At 73.7% G+C, this 16,949-nt stretch carries 20 protein-coding genes; 10 read left to right on the top strand and 10 right to left on the bottom strand.

Annotation, left to right across the window (positions count from 1 at the left end):
* Nucleotides 1-12: 12 nt before the first annotated feature.
* The 3 genes from ACIBW6_RS02045 to ACIBW6_RS02055 form a co-directional block, all read right to left on the bottom strand.
* A complete protein-coding gene (locus tag ACIBW6_RS02045) occupies nucleotides 13-1,122 on the bottom strand; it encodes a hypothetical protein (RefSeq protein WP_399055535.1) in 1,110 nt (369 codons plus the stop codon).
* A gap of 65 nt (nucleotides 1,123-1,187) precedes the next feature.
* Nucleotides 1,188-1,607 (bottom strand): VOC family protein, encoded by a 420-nt coding sequence (locus tag ACIBW6_RS02050; RefSeq protein ID WP_399055537.1) that lies wholly within the window; start codon nucleotides 1,605-1,607, stop codon nucleotides 1,188-1,190.
* 10 nt (nucleotides 1,608-1,617) lie between these two features.
* Complete coding sequence (locus tag ACIBW6_RS02055; RefSeq protein ID WP_399056390.1) at nucleotides 1,618-1,992, bottom strand: helix-turn-helix transcriptional regulator; 375 nt, start codon at nucleotides 1,990-1,992, stop codon at nucleotides 1,618-1,620.
* A 100-nt stretch (nucleotides 1,993-2,092) separates the two neighbouring features.
* Here ACIBW6_RS02055 and ACIBW6_RS02060 point away from each other — a divergent pair, with 100 nt between their 5' ends.
* Nucleotides 2,093-2,497 (top strand): hypothetical protein, encoded by a 405-nt coding sequence (locus tag ACIBW6_RS02060; protein WP_399055539.1) that lies wholly within the window; start codon nucleotides 2,093-2,095, stop codon nucleotides 2,495-2,497.
* Between the two features lie 7 nt (nucleotides 2,498-2,504).
* Here ACIBW6_RS02060 and ACIBW6_RS02065 read toward each other — a convergent pair whose 3' ends face one another.
* Entirely contained in the window at nucleotides 2,505-3,737 is a 1,233-nt protein-coding gene (locus ACIBW6_RS02065; protein ID WP_399055541.1) for a MalY/PatB family protein, read from the bottom strand.
* A gap of 3 nt (nucleotides 3,738-3,740) precedes the next feature.
* Complete coding sequence (gene malX / locus ACIBW6_RS02070) at nucleotides 3,741-5,333, bottom strand: maltose/glucose-specific PTS transporter subunit IIBC (RefSeq protein WP_399055543.1); 1,593 nt, start codon at nucleotides 5,331-5,333, stop codon at nucleotides 3,741-3,743.
* Between the two features lie 339 nt (nucleotides 5,334-5,672).
* Here malX and ACIBW6_RS02075 point away from each other — a divergent pair, with 339 nt between their 5' ends.
* From ACIBW6_RS02075 to ACIBW6_RS02090, 4 genes are all read left to right on the top strand, one after another.
* Nucleotides 5,673-6,077 (top strand): hypothetical protein, encoded by a 405-nt coding sequence (locus tag ACIBW6_RS02075; RefSeq protein ID WP_399055545.1) that lies wholly within the window; start codon nucleotides 5,673-5,675, stop codon nucleotides 6,075-6,077.
* 409 nt (nucleotides 6,078-6,486) lie between these two features.
* Nucleotides 6,487-7,005: a lytic polysaccharide monooxygenase auxiliary activity family 9 protein gene (locus tag ACIBW6_RS02080; RefSeq protein WP_399055547.1), complete on the top strand. Its 519-nt coding sequence runs from the start codon at nucleotides 6,487-6,489 to the stop codon at nucleotides 7,003-7,005.
* 149 nt (nucleotides 7,006-7,154) lie between these two features.
* Nucleotides 7,155-7,880, top strand: a complete 726-nt coding sequence (locus tag ACIBW6_RS02085; RefSeq protein WP_399055549.1) for a chitinase — start codon at nucleotides 7,155-7,157, stop codon at nucleotides 7,878-7,880.
* Between the two features lie 127 nt (nucleotides 7,881-8,007).
* The gene (locus ACIBW6_RS02090; protein WP_399055551.1) at nucleotides 8,008-8,844 is read left to right on the top strand and encodes a GNAT family N-acetyltransferase; all 837 of its coding nucleotides are present in this window, start codon (nucleotides 8,008-8,010) and stop codon (nucleotides 8,842-8,844) included.
* Between the two features lie 47 nt (nucleotides 8,845-8,891).
* Here the strand turns inward: ACIBW6_RS02090 and ACIBW6_RS02095 are convergent, their stop codons facing one another.
* Nucleotides 8,892-9,104, bottom strand: coding sequence for a hypothetical protein (locus ACIBW6_RS02095; protein ID WP_399055554.1), 213 nt, complete (start codon nucleotides 9,102-9,104; stop codon nucleotides 8,892-8,894).
* A gap of 202 nt (nucleotides 9,105-9,306) precedes the next feature.
* Between ACIBW6_RS02095 and ACIBW6_RS02100 the strand changes: the two genes are divergently transcribed.
* Nucleotides 9,307-10,860, top strand: coding sequence for a hypothetical protein (locus tag ACIBW6_RS02100; RefSeq protein ID WP_399055556.1), 1,554 nt, complete (start codon nucleotides 9,307-9,309; stop codon nucleotides 10,858-10,860).
* A gap of 20 nt (nucleotides 10,861-10,880) precedes the next feature.
* Here the strand turns inward: ACIBW6_RS02100 and ACIBW6_RS02105 are convergent, their stop codons facing one another.
* Entirely contained in the window at nucleotides 10,881-11,300 is a 420-nt protein-coding gene (locus tag ACIBW6_RS02105; RefSeq protein WP_399055558.1) for a carboxymuconolactone decarboxylase family protein, read from the bottom strand.
* Nucleotides 11,301-11,463: 163 nt separating this feature from the next.
* Between ACIBW6_RS02105 and ACIBW6_RS02110 the strand changes: the two genes are divergently transcribed.
* A complete protein-coding gene (locus ACIBW6_RS02110) occupies nucleotides 11,464-11,838 on the top strand; it encodes a VOC family protein (RefSeq protein WP_399055560.1) in 375 nt (124 codons plus the stop codon).
* Between the two features lie 54 nt (nucleotides 11,839-11,892).
* Here ACIBW6_RS02110 and ACIBW6_RS02115 read toward each other — a convergent pair whose 3' ends face one another.
* Nucleotides 11,893-12,252, bottom strand: coding sequence for a helix-turn-helix transcriptional regulator (locus tag ACIBW6_RS02115; protein ID WP_399055562.1), 360 nt, complete (start codon nucleotides 12,250-12,252; stop codon nucleotides 11,893-11,895).
* A gap of 129 nt (nucleotides 12,253-12,381) precedes the next feature.
* Between ACIBW6_RS02115 and ACIBW6_RS02120 the strand changes: the two genes are divergently transcribed.
* The 3 genes from ACIBW6_RS02120 (at nucleotide 12,382) to ACIBW6_RS02130 (ending at nucleotide 15,059) form a co-directional block, all read left to right on the top strand.
* Nucleotides 12,382-13,122, top strand: coding sequence for an ANTAR domain-containing protein (locus ACIBW6_RS02120; RefSeq protein ID WP_399055564.1), 741 nt, complete (start codon nucleotides 12,382-12,384; stop codon nucleotides 13,120-13,122).
* Nucleotides 13,123-13,267: 145 nt separating this feature from the next.
* Nucleotides 13,268-14,482, top strand: coding sequence for a D-mannonate dehydratase ManD (manD, locus tag ACIBW6_RS02125; RefSeq protein WP_399055566.1), 1,215 nt, complete (start codon nucleotides 13,268-13,270; stop codon nucleotides 14,480-14,482).
* Between the two features lie 106 nt (nucleotides 14,483-14,588).
* Complete coding sequence (locus tag ACIBW6_RS02130) at nucleotides 14,589-15,059, top strand: MSMEG_6728 family protein (RefSeq protein WP_399055568.1); 471 nt, start codon at nucleotides 14,589-14,591, stop codon at nucleotides 15,057-15,059.
* 70 nt (nucleotides 15,060-15,129) lie between these two features.
* Here the strand turns inward: ACIBW6_RS02130 and ACIBW6_RS02135 are convergent, their stop codons facing one another.
* Both ACIBW6_RS02135 and ACIBW6_RS02140 read right to left on the bottom strand, forming a co-directional pair.
* The gene (locus ACIBW6_RS02135; protein WP_399055570.1) at nucleotides 15,130-15,414 is read right to left on the bottom strand and encodes a DUF5133 domain-containing protein; all 285 of its coding nucleotides are present in this window, start codon (nucleotides 15,412-15,414) and stop codon (nucleotides 15,130-15,132) included.
* A gap of 164 nt (nucleotides 15,415-15,578) precedes the next feature.
* On the bottom strand, nucleotides 15,579-16,760 hold the full coding sequence (locus tag ACIBW6_RS02140; RefSeq protein ID WP_399055572.1) for a PP2C family protein-serine/threonine phosphatase: 1,182 nt from the start codon (nucleotides 16,758-16,760) through the stop codon (nucleotides 15,579-15,581).
* Nucleotides 16,761-16,949: the final 189 nt, after the last annotated feature.

Here is a 16,949-nt window from a genome sequence, read left to right on the forward strand (position 1 = left end):
GAACCCTGTGTCTCAGTCATCCTTTTCGGTCAACTCGCGTGCCCTGGCCGAGAATTCTGCAAAAGCGAGGGTTCCGGGGTCGACCATCTCCAGTGCCGCGCACAGTTCGCCGAGCCCCTCGGCGAACTCCAGGCAGGTGTCGACGAGGTCGAGCAGGGCGGGCCGGGTGATCGACGACTGGGGCACCCCGGTCGCGATCTCCGGCGGCAGTTGCCGGATCACCCGGGCGCGCGCCCCGGGTTCCCGCATCGCCGGGACGCGCTCCAGCGCCAGGACGAGCTCCCGGCGCACGTCGCGCGGCACGCGCCCCGGGTGGGCCGGGCGCGCCGCGGGCCGCCGCCACCGCTCGCCCTGCCCGTCGGGCCCGGAGTGCCAGAAGTAGGTCGGGGTCTGCACGGCCCGGCCCCGCTCGGCGACCCGCTCACGCAGCCGCCCGGCCAGGAGCCGCGGGTCGGCCAGGGCGCCCGCGGGACCCGCCTCGTCCCACAGCTCGTGCACGGCGGCGGTGAAGACCCCGGGGCCGCCGGCCGGGCCGCCGCGCGCCGACTGGCCCGGGGCGCAGGCGAACAGGGCGTGCTGGCCCGGCCGTTCGCGCAGGGGCCGCACCGGGACGGGGTCGGGGGCCAGGGCGCCGTCGAGCCGGGCCGGGTCGGCGAACAGCTGGCAGGCGTCGAGCAGCCACAGCTGGTGCGGGAAGGACGGGACGAGGTCCGAGCGCCACGCGGCGAGCGCCGCGTCGAGGTCCAGGCTGCGCAGGTCCTGCCCGGTGGCGTCGGCGTAGAGCAGGCGCCGGTGCCCGTCGGCCGCGACCAGCCCGTGGCCCGACCACGCCAGGAAGAACAACTCGCCCGACCGTGCGGGCAGTTCACGGAAGAGGGCCTGGTGCACGGCCTCCCGGCCGGCCGGGAGGACCGGGAGCCCGGCCTCGGCGGCGAGCCGCTCGTGGTCCGGGGTGGGGGAGAGCAGCAGGGTGATCCGCTCCGGCGGCACCCCGGCGGCGAGCAGCCTGCGCGCGTGCCCGACGGCGTCGCGGACCGGCCCGTCGAGATCCCAGGCCGGCCCGGCGGCATGGCGCTCCACCCCCACGATGACCGCGTGCGTCTCCAAGGTCCGGTCCGGCATGGGGAGTTACTCCCCGGGAACGGCTCGGACGAATCGTGCGGAGCGGACCGGGCGGCCCGGGGCGCTCACTCCGTGAGCGGCTGGGTGAAGCGCAGGAGATTGCCGGCCGGGTCGCGGAAGGCGCAGTCACGGACACCGTAGAACTGGTCCATCGGCTCCTGCACCACGTCCGCGCCCGCGGCGCTGACCCGCTCGAACGTGGCGTCGCAGTCCTCGGTCGTGAAGAGCACGCCGCGCAGCAGCCCCTTGGCCAGCAGCTCGGCCATGACCTTGCGGTCGGCCTCCGAGGCGTTCGGATCGGCCAGCGGCGGCTCCAGGACGACGCTCACGTCCGGCTGCGCGGGCGACCCCACGGTCACCCAGCGCATCCCCTCGTAGGCGACGTCGTTGCGCACCTCGAGACCCAGCACATCGCGGTAGAAGGCGATCGCCTTGTCGGGGTCGTCCACGGCGATGAAGCACGTTGAGAGCTTGATGTGGTCCATGCCGCTCAGCCTACGACCGGGCGGCGGGCCCTGCCTCTCCGTTCCTGACCGGCCTGGTGTGGATCTTCATCATGCAGGCCGGGATCGCGGCCGCGGCGTCGTGGGGCCGGGCCCGGTACGCGCTCGGGCTCTCCCCGACCAGCTCGGTGAAGCGCGAACTGAACGAGCCGAGCGAGGTACAGCCGACGGCGAAGCAGACCTCGGTCACGGTGAGATCGCCCCGGCGCAGCAGCGCCTTGGCCCGCTCGACGCGGCGCGTCATGAGGTAGCTGTACGGCGTCTCCCCGTACGCGGCGCGGAAGCTGCGCGAGAAGTGGCCCGCGGACATCAGCGCCACCTGCGCGAGCGCCGCGACGTCGAGCGGCTCCGCGTAGTCCCGGTCCATCCGGTCCCGGGCCCGCCGCAGCCGGGCGAGGTCGTCGAGCTCTGGCTGTCTCACGGTCCGAGTCTCGCACAGCGGGCGGGTCGAGGGAGCGGGAGCGCGTATGGCAGAGTGCCGCTTCGGCAGGCGAGCGACGTACGGGGGAGCAGTGGGCGACGAGGCGGCCAGGGGTACCTGGGGGCTGATGCTGACGTGTCTGGGCGGCGGGCTCGGCGGGGTGCGGATGGTGACGCGCCCGGTCGGGCACGTGACGGGGACCAGGCAGGAGGCGCGGGCCGCCCTCCACCGGCACGTGCTCACCTTCGAGCCCAAGCACCCGGCCAACCCGCAGCGCCGCACCGTCTACGAGCAGGACGAGGGCTATCTGGTGATCGCCGAGGGGCTCACCCAGACCTTCGAGTACGCGTTCCAGCTCGCCCGGGTGGTCCACGACACGCGGCCCGACCTGCCGATGGCGCCGCCCCAGCCGACGGCCCCGCCGCCGCCCGTGGCGCCGCCGTACCGGTGACCGCGGCTCAGCCGAGGGCCAGCAGCGCCGCGATCACCGCGTCGGCGCCGCGCTCGGCCTTCACCCGGGGGCACCCCACGTTCAGGCGCAGGAAGCCCGGCGCTCCGTAGGCGGCTCCGGGCATCACGGCCACCTTCTGCCGCTCGACCAGTTCGCGCTGGAGCGCGTCGTCGTCGACGCCCAGCGGCCGTACGTCGATCCAGGCGAGGTAACCGGCCTGGGGCGGCGCCCAGCCGAGGCCCGGGAAGGCGGCGCCGAGCCGGTCGGCGAGGCAGGAGAGGTTGCCGCGGACGTAGTCGCCCAGCGCGTCCAGCCAGCGCGCGCCCTCGCGGTACGCGGCGATGTGTCCGACGAGCGAGAGCACCGCGGGCGACGACAGTCCGTCCGCCTCCTTGAGGTGGCGCAGATAGGCGTCGCGGCTCGCCGGGTCGCCGATGATGCCGTAACTGCCGGTGAGAGCCGGGATGTTGAAGGACTTCGACGCCGAGGTCACCACGGCCCAGCGGCCGCCCGGGGCGCCGTGCAGCGCCCAGGGCCGGTGCACGTGGGGCGCGTGCGCGAGATCGGAGTGGATCTCGTCGCTGATCACCGCGACGCCGTACCGCGCGCACAGCTCCGCCGTGCGGTCCAGTTCCGCGCGGGTCCAGACGTGGCCGGTGGGGTTGTGCGGCGAGCAGAGCAGGAGCACCGCGGTGTCGGGCCGCGCGAGCAGCCGCTCCAGGGCGTCCCAGTCGCCCGGCGGGCAGGCCAGCAGCCGCCGTCCGTGCGCGGCGACCGTCTTCGGGAACGCGTCGTACATCGGGGTGTGCGCCACGACGCCGTCGCCCGGCCGCGACCACAGGTGCAGCAGCCGGCCGATCTGGTAGACGACCGAGGGGCCGTAGACGATCGCCTCGGGGTCGAGCGTGGTGCGGTGCCGGGTGCCGTACCAGTCGGCGACCGCGGAGAGGAAGTCCCGCTGGCGCCAGCGGGAGTAGCCGAGGACGCCGTGGTCGAGGCGGCCGTGCAGGGCGCGCAGGATCTCGGGCGCCGCCGCGAAGTCCATGTCGGAGATGGTGAACGGCAGCAGGCCGGGGACGCCGAAGCGGTCCTCGACGTAGTCCCACTGCGTGCACCAGGTGCCGTGCCGGTCCACCGGGGTGTCGAAGTCGTAGGCGGGGACGGCGGGACGGCCGGTGGGGTCGAGGGGGTCGAGGGGGTCGAGGGGGTCGAGGGGGTCGAGGGGGGAGGGGTGCGTCATGGGTCAGCCCGCCGGGACCATCGTGGCGAGCGCGTCCTTCACCGACTGCACCTGGGGGCCGATGACGACCTGGACGTTGTGGGCGTCGAGCTTGACGACACCGACCGCCCCGAGCTTCTTGAGGCGGGGCTCGTCGACGCGGGCGGCGTCCGCGACGGTCATCCGCAGCCGGGTGATGCAGTTGTCGAGGGAGCGTATGTTGTCCGGCCCGCCGATCGCGTCGAGGATCGCCACCACGTCGTACTTCCCGGCGACCAGCTCGCGCGGGCGGTCGTCGGCCGCCTGCGGGGCGGCGTCCTCCTCTTCCGTCGGCTCGTCACGTCCCGGCGTCTTCAGGTCGAAGCGGACGATGGCCCAGCGGAAGAGGAAGTAGTACCCGGCGAACCAGACCGCGGCGATCACCGGCACCAGGTACCACTTCGTGCTCGTGCCCTGGAGCACGCCGAAGACGAGCCAGTCGATGACGTTGCCGTCCGTGTTGCCGATGAAGACGCCGAGGACCGCCGCCGTCAGGAACCCGAGACCGACCAGGACGGCGTGGAGCAGGTACAGCCACGGCGCGATGAACAGGAAGAGGAACTCCAGCGGTTCGGTGATGCCGCCGACGACGCACGCGACGACACCGGAGACGAGGAGCGCCTTGATCTCCGGCCGCATCTCACGGCGCGCGCTGTGGTACATGGCGAGGGCGGCACCCGGCAGGCCGCCGAGGTAGACCGCCATCTTGCCCTGGGAGAGGAAGTGGGTGGCGTCGGTGACCGAACCGGTCGGCGCCTGGTCGCAGTTGAGCTGGGCGTAGAAGAGGTTCAGCGCGCCGGAGACCTGGTCTCCGCAGACGGTGCCGGAGCCACCGACATCGGTGAAGCGGAACATCGCGACGAGGATGTGGTGCAGCCCGACCGGGCGCAGCAGCACCTCGCCCATGCCGAAGAAGAACGGCCCGAAGACGCCCGTGTGCCCGATGCCCCGGCCCAGGTCGGTGATCCAGCCGTTGAACGTCGGCCACACCAGCGGGATCAGCAGGCCGAGCACGCTGAGCGTGAGCGCCGAGACGATCGGCACGAACCGCAGCCCGCCGAAGAAGGCCAGCGCGTCGGGCATCCGCTGGGTACGGAAGCGCCGGTGGAGGACGCTGACAACGATGCCAACGGCGACCGCGCCGAGCAGTCCCGTGTCGATCGACCGGATGCCGATCACGTCGGCGATCCCGTAGTGCGCGATCGCCTGCTCGTCCTCGACGTCGATGCCCTTGGCCGTGAGGTAGAAGTTCACCGCCAGGTTCATCGCGGCGAACCCGACGAAACCGGAGAAGGCGGCCACGCCCTTGTCCTCGCGGGCCAGCCCCAGCGGGATGGCGATCGCGAACATCACGGGCAGGAACTGGAAGGCGACGAGCCCCGTGCTGGCCATCCACGTGAAGACGAGGTGGAACCCCTCGCCCCGCAGGAAGGTGAGGTTGTCGGTGACGGCCTCGCTGGAGAGCGAGGAACCGATGCCCAGCATGATGCCGCAGAACGCGAGCAGCGCCACCGGGAGCATGAACGTCTTGCCGAGTCCCTGGAGGAATTCCCAGAGTGCGGCCTTGGTCTTCTGCATGTGGGGGGTCTTTCGTGCCTGGGCGGTGGGCGTCCGGACGGATGAGATCACAGCAGGTGGGGGGCTGTCCATGGGGGTCAGGGCGCGACGGCCCGCGCGGTGGCGGGGCCCGCCGGGGCGGGCCCGAGGGGGTGCGCGGCCGGTGCGGGGCGGCGGGGTGCGTCGGCCGCGACCCGCCGCGGGCTCCGTGCGCCGCCCCGTGCCTCAACCGCTGCGTCCACGCCCCGCGCCCTCTCTCTGCGCGTGCTGTGCGCCCCCGCGCGGAGGTTCGCTCCGCACGAGCCGTGGTGATAACCGTGGAGGGACGGGGTCGGCGGACGGGTGACGAGAGGAATCGGCATGGCACCTCAGGCAGTTCTGGAGGCGGGGCGGCTGTCCGCCATAGCGAAGATCCTCGACCGGGCGGGCGGCCATCTCAGTGCCGCGGCCGGTGACGGCGCGCAGGCGACCGGCATCGAGTCGCTCCTCGCGCTCTCCCGCAGCGCGTCGTACGACGTGACCTGCGCGGTGCGACACGCGGTCACGGGTGAACTCGGCCTGGCGCACGAGCATTTGGAGGCGGCCCGCACCGCCCCCGACAAGCTGGCCGTCGCCGCGGACGGGATGCCCCGCCCGCTGCCCGCCGGGGTGCGCACGGCACTCCAACTCCTGCGCGGCATCAGCGGTTTCTTCAGTGCGGAGACCGAGGACGCGTTCGTGCGGGCCCTGAGTATCGACGTCGGCCGGAGCCGCGCCGCGAGCTGACCACAGACCGCTCGCCGCGCGACGACGCCGGAAGGCGACGAGACAACGAAGGCCTCCGTGAGGTGTGGTCGCCCCTGACCGCACCGACCGGGGGCCTTCGTCATGCCCGGTCGCGCCCCGGGGTGCCGCGCACGTCGGCTTCCGCGCGTGCCGGCTCCCAGGCGTGCCGGCTCCCGCTCGTGCCGGCCTCCGTACGTGCCGGTTCCCGCGAGTGCCTTGACAGGGTCACGGCCGCTTGTATGGTCTAGTCCAAGCAGTAACGGCCGTTCCGCTTACGGGAGTTCGCCCGCTTCTCCGGGCGTGCCTTCCGCTGTCCCTTCGCGCCTCTTGGCCCCACCCACGAGAGGCCGACCTGCCCGCGTCCCCCCACGTTCGTGCAGGCAGGAAGACCGCGAGTGAAGGAGTACGCATGAACGCCAGAAGGAAGACGGCTGCGCTCATCGGCGCGGCACTGGCCCCGGTCATCGCCGTCAGCCTCCCCGCCGGTTCGGCGAGCGCACACGGTTACATCTCCACCCCGCCCAGCCGCCAGGCCCAGTGTGCCGCGGGCACCGTGTCCTGCGGCGACATCACGTACGAACCGCAGAGCGTCGAAGGCCCCAAGGGGCTGACCAGTTGCAGCGGCGGCAACAGCCGGTTCGCGGAACTCGACGACGACTCCAAGGGCTGGATCGCCACCCCCGTCCCGCGCAACGCCAGTTTCCAGTGGAAGCTGACGGCCCAGCACGCCACCAGCACCTGGCAGTACTTCGTCGGCGGCCAGGAGATAGCCGAGTTCGACGACAACGGTGCCAAGCCCGGCGCGACCGTCACCCACCAGGTCGACTTCGGCGGTCTGACCAGTCGTCAGAAGGTGCTCGCCGTCTGGAACATCGCGGACACGACGAACGCCTTCTACGCCTGCATCGACGTGAACGTCGGCGGCTGACGGACCCGCGGAGCCGGACTCCGGCCGGCTCACGAACGGCGGCGCCGCGAGCCACCCCCCACGGCATGCCCGGGGCACATCCCTGCCCCGGCGTGTCCTGGCTCGCGGCGCCGAACCCCCCACCTCCGCATCTCGAATGGAGCGCCCCCATGCGCCGTCGTATCCTCGCGCTGCTGACCGCCACCGCCTCGGCCGCCACCCTCGGCCTGCTCACCCTGGCCTCGCCCGCCTCCGCCGAGAAGGCCGACGCCCAGGCGGACTTCGTCGTCAGCCAGGCCCAGTTCGACCAGATGTTCCCGAGCCGCAACTCCTTCTACACGTACGACGGGCTGAACGCCGCCCTCAGCGCCTACCCGGGGTTCACCACCACCGGCAGCGACACCGTCAAGAAGCAGGAGGCCGCGGCCTTCCTCGCCAACGTCGGCCACGAGACCGGCGGCCTCGTCTACGTCGTCGAGCAGAACACCGCCAACTACCCGCACTACTGCGACACCTCGCAGTCCTACGGCTGCCCCGCCGGCACCGACAAGTACTACGGCCGCGGCCCGATCCAGCTCAGCTGGAACTTCAACTACAAAGCCGCGGGCGACGCCCTCGGCATCGATCTCCTCCACAACCCCGACCTCGTGCAGAACGACGCGGCGGTCTCCTGGAAGACCGGCCTGTGGTACTGGAACACGCAGAGCGGCCCCGGCACCATGACCCCGCACAACGCGATGGTCAACGGCGCGGGCTTCGGCGAGACGATCCGCAGCATCAACGGCAGCCTGGAGTGCAACGGCGGCAACCCGTCGCAGGTGCAGAGCCGCGTCGACAACTACAAGAAGTTCGCGCAGATCCTCGGCGTCGACCCCGGCGCCAACCTCACCTGCTGACCTCCCGTCAGCCACCCGGCCCCCGCGGCGAGGCGCAGCCCCCGCCGCGGGGGCCCGGCGCGTACCCGCCCGGCACACCGTCCTGTGCGCACGGCGGACGCACCCGGATGTGATCTGATCGACCACCATGAGTGCGCAACAGGACCTACGGGACACGACCGACCTGGCGGACCGGGCGGAGCGCAACCTCGCCGAGCACGCCTGTCACCTGCACCGGGTCCTGCCGGGCGGCGCGGTGACCGCGACCGGCGACCTGCTGGTCGCGGACAGCGGGCTCGACGACGACACCTTCAACATCGTCGCCGCGGCCCGCTTCACCCCCCGCACCGCCCCCGCCCGCATCGCCGAGACCGCCGGGGCCCTGGCCGCCACCGGCCGCCCCTTCTCCTGGTGGGTGGGGCCCGCCTCGACCCCGCCGGACCTCTCCGAGCGCCTGACGGCCGCCGGGCTGCCCGCGACGGAGACGGAGACGGCGATGTGGGCCGAACTGACCGACACCCTGCCCCAGTCCTACGTCGACGGCCTCGACGTCCACCCGGTGACCACCCCCGAACGGCTGCGCGACTACGCCGCCGTCCTCGCCGCCGCCTGGGACCCGCCCGCCGCCACGGTCCGCCGCTTCTACGAGCGGGCCGCCGCGCGGGCCCTGGCCCCGGACTGCCCCGCCCGCTGCCTCGTCGGGTACGCGGCGGGCCGCCCGGTCTGCACGGCGGAGGTCTTCCTGCACGCGGACGTCGCCGGGATCTACAACATCAGCACGCTCACCGCCGACCGGCGGCGCGGCTACGGCGGCGCCATCACCCTCGCCGCCCTGCACACGGCCCGCCGCGCCGGCCACTCCCTGGCCGTCCTCCAGGCCTCCGCCGCCGGTGAGCCCGTCTACCGCCGCCTGGGCTTCCGCGCCTTCGGTCACTTCACCGAGCACGCCGTCGCCCCCGGCAAGGCGCCGGTCACCCCCGGCTGAGCGACACCCACCCGGCCCTGCGGACCGCCGCCCGAGCCGAGCCGCCGCTACCAGGGCGCCGGCCAGACGCCCGGGCCGCCGCCGCGCCAGTCGATCAGCGGCGAGGCCGCCACGTCGTCCTCGTCCATCTCCAGACCGGCCCGGCGCAGGTAGGCGGCGACGTCGCGCAGGTCGTGCGCGAGCCCGAGGATCTCCCCGTCGACCCGGACCCGGCGCCCACCGGAGGGGGAGGGCTGGTAGACGGTGATGGGTTTGCTCATGCCTCCACCGTCCGGTGCGCCCGGCCGGCCTGCATCCCGGGAGCCGCCCGACGACCGGCCCGGGCACCGGCGCGCCGCCGGGCTGAGCGCTTCAGGTGACCCCCAGCGCGTGGCGTCACGCCTGGGCGGCGGGCCCTTCCAGGATGAGGCGCGTCGGGTTCCGGCGCCCGGCCGCACCCGGCCCGGACAGGAGAGCGCCCAGGTGGCCGTAGCCGTCGTCGAGAACGATCCCGCGCCCGCGGCACGCCGCACGGCCCCGCGGCGCCGGCCGTCCGGCACCACGCTCGCCGCCACGGTGCCCGCCGCCGTGACGGCGGCGCTCGGCAGCTGGGGGCTCGACCGGGACCGCGTATGGAACGACGAGGGCGTCACGCTGCAGATGGCGTACCGCTCACTGCCGGAGATCGCCCACCTCGTGACGCACATCGACGCGGTGCACGGCCTCTACTACGCCCTCATGCACGTCGTCCTCGCCCCCTGCCCCGGCGAGGTCCTGCTGCGGCTGCCCTCCGTCCTCGGCGCGGCCCTCGCGGCCGGCCTCGTCGGGCTGCTCGGCGCACGCCTGGTGCGCCCACGGGTCGGGCTCTGGGCGGGCCTGCTCTACGCCGTGACCCCGTTCGTCGGCCGCTACGCGCAGGAGGGCCGCTCCTACGCGCTGGTCGCCGCCGGCGCCCTCGCGGCGACGGTCTCCCTGGTCGGCGCCGTACGCGCGCCCGCGCCCCGCCGCTGGGCGCTGTACGCGCTGCTGGTCACCGCGACGGCGTGGCTGCACGAGCTGTCCGTGCTCGTCCTCGCGGCCCACGCGGGCACCCTGCTGTGCGCCCGCGCGCCGTGGACGGTGTGGCGGGCGTGGCTGGCCGCCGCGGTCTGCGCGGCTGTGGCGCTGCTGCCGCTCGTGCGCCTCTCGCGGGGGCAGAGCGCCCAGCTCGCCTGGCTGGGTACGCCGGGACCGCGCCAGGCACGCGGCCTCGTGCTCTCCTTCGCCGGACCCACCAGCGGGGTGTGCGCCGTGGTCCTGGCCCTGGTCGCGGTCGGTGTCTGCGCGCGGCTGCCACGCCACGGCCCGGTGTCGCTGCGCGCGGTGGCGCTGCCGCTCGCCGTCGTGCCGCCCGCCGCGCTGCTGGCCGTCTCGCAGTACCAGCCGCTCTACTACGACCGTTACCTGCTCTTCTGCCTGGCGGGCGTGCCCCTGCTCGCAGCGGCGGGCGCGGAGGGGCTCGTCCGCCTGGTGCCCGGCTCGCACACCACCCGGAGCGTGGCGGCGCGGGCGTTCCTCGTCGCGGGCGGTGCGGCCCTGGTCAGCGTGGCGTTCGCCGCACAGCTGCCCGAACACGAGCACGAGCGCGGCCCGTCGGCGCGCCCGGACGACCTGCGGGGCCTCGCCCTGCTGGCCTCGCGGGCGCTGCGGCCGGGCGACACGGTGCTGTTCCTGCCCTCGCCGCGGGCCCGGCGCGCCGCCGCCGCCTACCCGGCCGACTTCGCGCACCTCCACGACGTCGCCCTCGCGCGCAGCGGCCGGGCGACGGGGCAGCTGTACGACACGGAGGCGCCCGCCGCGACCCTGACCCGCCGGCTGCGCGACGTGGACCGGGTCTGGCTGGTCGTCGACCCCCGGGCCGCCCGGCCCGGCTGGACCCCGGGCGGCCGGACGGACCGGGCCAAACTCGCCGTCCTGCGCCGGGACTTCGTCCTGCGCGAGCAGCGCACGGGCGGCAGCGGTGTGCTCCGGCTTTACGAGCGGCGCCCGGCCCGCTGAGAGGTGGCCGTGCCCAGTGCCTACTCCTGCGCCACCGGCAGCAGACCCAGCTCGCCGAAGACCTTCTTGGCCACGAACGTGGCGTTCAGTGCCTTGGGGAAGCCGCAGTAGCCCGCGGCGTGCAGGAATGTCTCGACGATCTCCTGCGGGGTGAGACCCACCTTGAGGGACGTCCGGACGTGGACCTCCAACTGCGGTTCGCAGCCGCCCAGGGCGGTGAGCATGCCGAGCGTGACCAGCTGCCGGTCGCGCGGGGGCAGGGCGGGGCGGCGGTAGATCTCGCCGAAGCCCCAGGCCACGATCTGATGGGCGAGTTCCGGGCTGACGTCGGCGAGGGCCTCGACGACGCGCCGGCCGCCGTCCCCGTCGACACGTGACAGCGTCTCCATACCGCGGTCGAAACGTTCCTGGCGGCTCTCGGAGCCGGGCGCAGCGCTCATGGCGGGTCCGTTCGTAGGCGTGGGGACTCCACGGTCGGGACCCGGACGCCACGGCGCAAGCCCGCCACGCGGCGGCGGAGCAGGGGCGCGACCGGGTGGGCCGGACGGGGGCGCTCCCCGTTCCGGGCGCGTAGCGGCGGATCTCCCGGGAAACCGGTGGACCATGACAGCAACGCTCGGTGGCTTCGTCCTCGGTACGCCCGACCCGCCCGCGCTGGCCGATTTCTACCGGGCCCTGCTCGGCTGGGAGGAGGCCGAACGCGATCCGGAGTGGGTGCGGCTGCGCCCGCCCGGCGGCGAGCGGCCCTCCCTCAGCTTCCAGCGGGAGCCCGACCACACACCGCCGGTGTGGCCGCAGCGTCCGGGCAGCCAGCAGATGCAGGCCCACCTGGACCTTCAGGTCGTGGATCTGGAGGCGGAGACGGAGCGGGCGTGCGCACTGGGCGCGACGCTGGAGGAACACCAGCCGCAGCCGGACGTACGCGTCCTGCGGGACCCGCACGGTCATCCGTTCTGCCTGTTCCTGCCGGGCGCCTGACGGACCGGCCGGGGCCACTGCCGGTGGGAGCCGGCCGGCGCGGGGCAGTGCTGGTCAGAGCTGCTCGGGGAGCTGCCGGCCGGGGTCGCGCTGCTCGTCGGCGCGGTGCTCCTCGTCCTGGGCGAGGAGGCCGAGGAGGGAGGCGACGGTCAGACCGGCCTCGGCCTCGGCAGGGTGGCGCAAGGTTTTTCCTGGGGCGATGCGGTAGGTGTTGCCGCGCCCCTCACGGGTGTGCGACAGGAAACTGCTCTCCTCCAGATCCGCGATGATCTTCTGGACGGACCGCTCGGTGAGTCGGCAGTGCGCGGCGATGTCACGGATCCGCGCATGCTGATTGTCGGCGATGGCGGCCAGCACCCGGGCGTGATTGGTGAGGAACGTCCATCCAGCATGCGGTTCCGGAACTCCATCCATGAACGCATCGTAGGCCCGCTGGTTCATGTCCTAAAACCCCTGAACTTCGTTTCCGGTATCACTTGACGTATGTTGCCGCAGAGCGGGAATCTGAGACAGGACCGCGAGGCTGCACCGAGGGAGACGGCCATGCCACAGCCTGCCCAGTCCGGGACCGGGGCGGCCGCGACCTGCACCGACCCGGACGCTCCCGCGGGCGCCCACCGGCTGTCCGGGCTGACGCTCTTCAACCACTGGGACGGGGAGCGAATGGTCGTCAGCGTCCGCGGCGACCTGCACCTGGACGAGGACCAGCAGCTGAACAGCGCCCTGCGCCCGCTCCTGCTCGCCTCCGACGGCAGCGTCGACCTCGACCTGAGCCGGGTCGGCCGCTGCGGCTGCTCCGCGGTGAACGTGGTGCTCAGCGTCGACGGCCTCGCCGCCGCCCCGGACTTCGGGCAGGACGGGGGACCGGACACCGAGGAGAGCCGCGAACTGACGCAGCTGCGGCGGGCGATGCAGAGTCGCGGCACCATCGACATGGCCCGGGGCGTGCTCGTGGCCGCTTTCGGCATCGACCCGCAGAGCGCCTGGACGGCACTGGTCGACACCTCGCAGCGCACCAACATCAAGCTGCACCGCGTGGCGCAGCACCTGGTGGACTCCACCACCGGGGTGGCTCCGCTGCCCAAGTCGGTGCAGAGCCAGCTCTCCGCCGTGATCGCCCGGCTCGGCGAGCGGACGGACCCGGACCCGGCGGACCCGGCCGCGCCGGTCGCGCCGGTCGACGGGCAGGACTGGGAGTGGGACGCCGCGGACGCCGCCCTGCCGGCGCTCCCCATCACTGCCGTTCCCTCCCCTTCCGACGGTGCCGGCTCCCCGGACGGCTGAGCACGCTCTTCCGAGGGCGCCGGCCGCGGCGCACGCGGGCCATGGACCCGGGCCGCGATCACGGCGCATGCTGACGGCTCGCACCCAGACGGTGCCGGTCCTCGCGTGCCGCCCGTCGTCCGCCCGGAACCGAAAGAGCCTCCCGATGAAGATCGTCGACGCCACGACCGTCGTCACCAGTCCCGGCCGCAACTTCGTCACCCTCAAGCTGACGACCGACGACGGAGTGACCGGCCTGGGCGACGCCACCCTGAACGGCCGCGAACTCGCCGTGGCCGGCTACCTCACCGAGCACGTGGCCCCCCTGCTCACCGGCCTCGACCCGCACCGGATCGAGGACACCTGGCAGTACCTCTACCGCGGCGCCTACTGGCGGCGCGGGCCCGTGACGATGGCCGCCGTCGCCGCCGTGGACGTGGCCCTGTGGGACATCAAGGCGAAGGCGGCGGGGCTCCCGCTCTACCAGCTCCTCGGCGGCGCGAGCCGTGAGCGCGTCCGCACCTACGGCCACGCCGACGGCCGCGACCTGCCCGAACTGCTCGACTCCGTCCGCGCCCGGCTCGCCGAGGGCTACTCCGCCGTCCGCATCCAGTCCGGCATCCCGGGCCTGAAGGCCGTCTACGGCGTGCACGGCACCGACGCCACCGGCGCCTCCGTGCCGCACCAGCGGGCCCGTCCCCTGGTCGAGGACTGGGACACCGACGCCTACCTGCGCCACACCCCGGCCGTCTTCGAGGCCGTCCGCGCCGAGTTCGGCCCCGAACTGCCCCTGCTCCACGACGCCCACCACCGCCTCTCCCCGATCCAGGCGGCGCGCCTCGCCAAGGACCTGGAGCCCTACCGCCCCTTCTGGCTGGAGGACTGCACGCCCGCGGAGAACCAGGAGGCGCTGCGCCTCGTGCGCCGGCACAGCACCACGCCGCTGGCCGTCGGCGAGGTCTTCAACACGGTGTACGACTACCAGACGCTGATCACCGAGCAGCTGATCGACTACGTGCGCTCCGCGGTCACCCACTTCGGCGGCCTCACGCCCCTGCGCAAGCTCGTCGACCTCGCCGCCCCGTACCAGATCAGGAGCGCCTTCCACGGGCCCGAGGACATCTCGCCGGTCGGCATGGCGGCGGCGATCCACCTCGACCTCGCCGTCCACAACTTCGGCATCCAGGAGTACGCGGGCCACACCCCGCTCACCGAGGCGGTCTTCCGGCACGCCTACACCTTCACCGACGGCCATCTGCACCCCGGAGAAGCCCCCGGTCTCGGCGTCGAGCTGGACGAGGAACTGGCCGCCGCCCACCCGTACGCCCCCGCCTACCTCCCGGTCAACCGGCTCAGGGACGGCAGCGTGCACGACTGGTGAGGCCGCGGGGGTGCCGGAGAGGCGCCGGCTGCCGCCGCGGGGACCGGAGTGCGGGCCGGGGCGGATCACCCGTCTGGGAAAGCGCCGGCCGCGGTAGTGATCCAGCGTGCAGACTTTTCTCCCGTACCCCGACTTCACGCGCTCCGCCACGGTCCTGGACCGGGCCCGCCTGGGCAAACAGCGGGTCGAGGCCCTCCAGGTCCTGCGCGGCCTGACCGTGCCCGGCTACGGCTGGCGCAACCATCCCGCGGTCCGGATGTGGATCGGCTACGAGGAGGCCCTGGTCCGCTACGGCCTCGACGTCTGCGCCATCTGGGTGGCGGAGGGGCGCGCCGACACCTGCGCCACGACGCTCGTCACCGACTTCAACCGGCACCGCCCCGGCGCCCCGGTCCGCCCCCAGGAGCAGCTGGCCGAAGCGGGGGAACTGCCGCCCTGGCTGGGAGATCCCGCCTTCCACCGCAGCCATCAGTCGGCGCTGCTGCGCAAGGCGCCGGAACTCTACGCCGAGGCGTTCCCGGACGTCCCCGACGACCTGCCCTACTACTGGCCCGCCTCCGACCGGACCCCGGCGTAGGGCACGCCCGGACTCGCACCTCGCGGGGCGGCCGCGTCGGTCGGCGCGGCCGGGAGGGACACAAGCGGCTCTAGGCGGCGTCCGCCACGGGGGCGTGGTCCGTCCCGGCCGCCGCCGCGCCCCGGGCCGTACGCAAAGACCTGACCGGGCCCGCGCTGCGGCGCAGCAGGCCGTCCGCCACGCGCCGGGCGTCCTCGACGCGGGTCGTCCCGGTCATGACGCACAGCGTGTAGGCGCTGTCCTCCCGGGCGCGGAACGTCTCCGCCGTCGAGCGGCGCTCGTCGCGGGCGACGGCCTCCGCGTGGCGTATCAGCGCCTGCCGCAGGTCGTCCGCCGTGGGAAGCAGCACGGTCATCTCGGGTTCTCCTTCGCCGTCCGTCCGGCTCCCGCTCACGCGGAGCCGCTCCGCCTACGGTCTGCCCACGGCGAGATATCCGGTACCGGGACTTTGGTCCCTTCTGCCGGAAACCGGCCCCGGCGGACGTGTGGGGCAGCGGGATGCCGTCCGGCGTCCGTGGGTCAGCGCGGAGCCGGACGCCACTCGAACATGAGGATGGTCGCGTCGTCGCGCAGCCGGTTGTCCTGGGCGTCGACGATGGAGTGGATGAGACGCCGCAGCGTCTCCGGGGCCAGCTCCCCGGCGGCGGTGGCGCGGATGACGTACTCGGCGAACCGGTCGAGCCCGAGTTCGTCCCCGCTCTGGTTGCGGGCCTCGGTGACCCCGTCGGTGTACATCAGGACCCGGTCGCCCGGCTCAAGGCGCGTCTCGTGCACCCGGCGCGGTGTGCAGGAGAAGACGGCCGGCAGGCCGAGCGGCGGGTCGGCGTCCCCGTCCAGGGCGCCCGCGACCACCCGGTCGTCGCGGATGAGCAGCGGCGCGGGGTGCCCGCAGTTGATCCAGCGCAGCCCGCCGGTGGCCAGGTCCAGCTGGCTGAGGATCGCCGTGCAGAACTGGTCCGGCAGCCACTCGGCGAGCGCCGCGTCCACGGACTCCGCCAGTTCGGGCAGGTCGGCGCCGGTGCGCCGGGCGTTGCGGCAGGCGGCCAGCGACACCACGGAGGTCAGCCCGGAAGCCAGATCGTGGCCCATCGCGTCCAGCAGTCCCGCGTGCAGCGTCGTGTCGGTCAGGGCGTGGTCGAAGGCGTCGCCCCCGACTTCGTAGGCCGGTTCCATCACCGCCGTCGAGACGGCATGCGTGGTGCCGATGGTGCGGGGCGGCAGATAGGCGCGCAGCATCTCCGCGGGCAGCTGCATGGTGCGCGTGCGGGCCCGGCGGACGTACGTGTCCTTGTACGCGCGCTTCGAGGTCACCATCATCGCGCAGACGTGCGCCAGCGTGCGGCCGCGCCGCAGCGAGACGGGGTCGAGCGAGGGGGCCCGTACGGCCACGACGCCGAGCCGCTCCGCGCCGTCCACCATCGGCAGCCAGGCCGTGAGCCCGCCGACCGGGGACTCCTCCACGCGCAGGGACTCCGTGCGGTAGGTCCAGCCGGCGAGCGAGTCGTCGATGAGGAGCGTCGGCGCGACCTCGTTCAGCGGGGCCAGCTGGCGCTGCTGCAGATCGGCGAGGTAGACCACCGCGCCGTGCAGGCCCAGCGCCTTGGCGCAGTACGCCACCGCGGTACTGAGGTCAAGCGGCGAGTTGCGCGGTTCGGCGAGAAATTCGCCGAGGAGACGGTCCGCGGACTCGGGTGCCGACACGTCATCACTCCTTGGGGCCGCAGGAACGGCTGCCCGGGCAGTCTCGCACCGCATCGGCCGTCCCGCCCGCGCTGTCCGGCCGAACGGGGCGGCCCACCGCGCACCGCGGGGCCGCTCGGGCCGCGCAGGTGTGGAGCCGCCGTCCGCGGGACACCCGGAGTCCTGCGTTCGCGCCGGCCCGCCACCGCG

Source organism: Streptomyces sp. NPDC049813 (assembly GCF_044465085.1).
Taxonomy (GTDB): domain Bacteria; phylum Actinomycetota; class Actinomycetes; order Streptomycetales; family Streptomycetaceae; genus Streptomyces.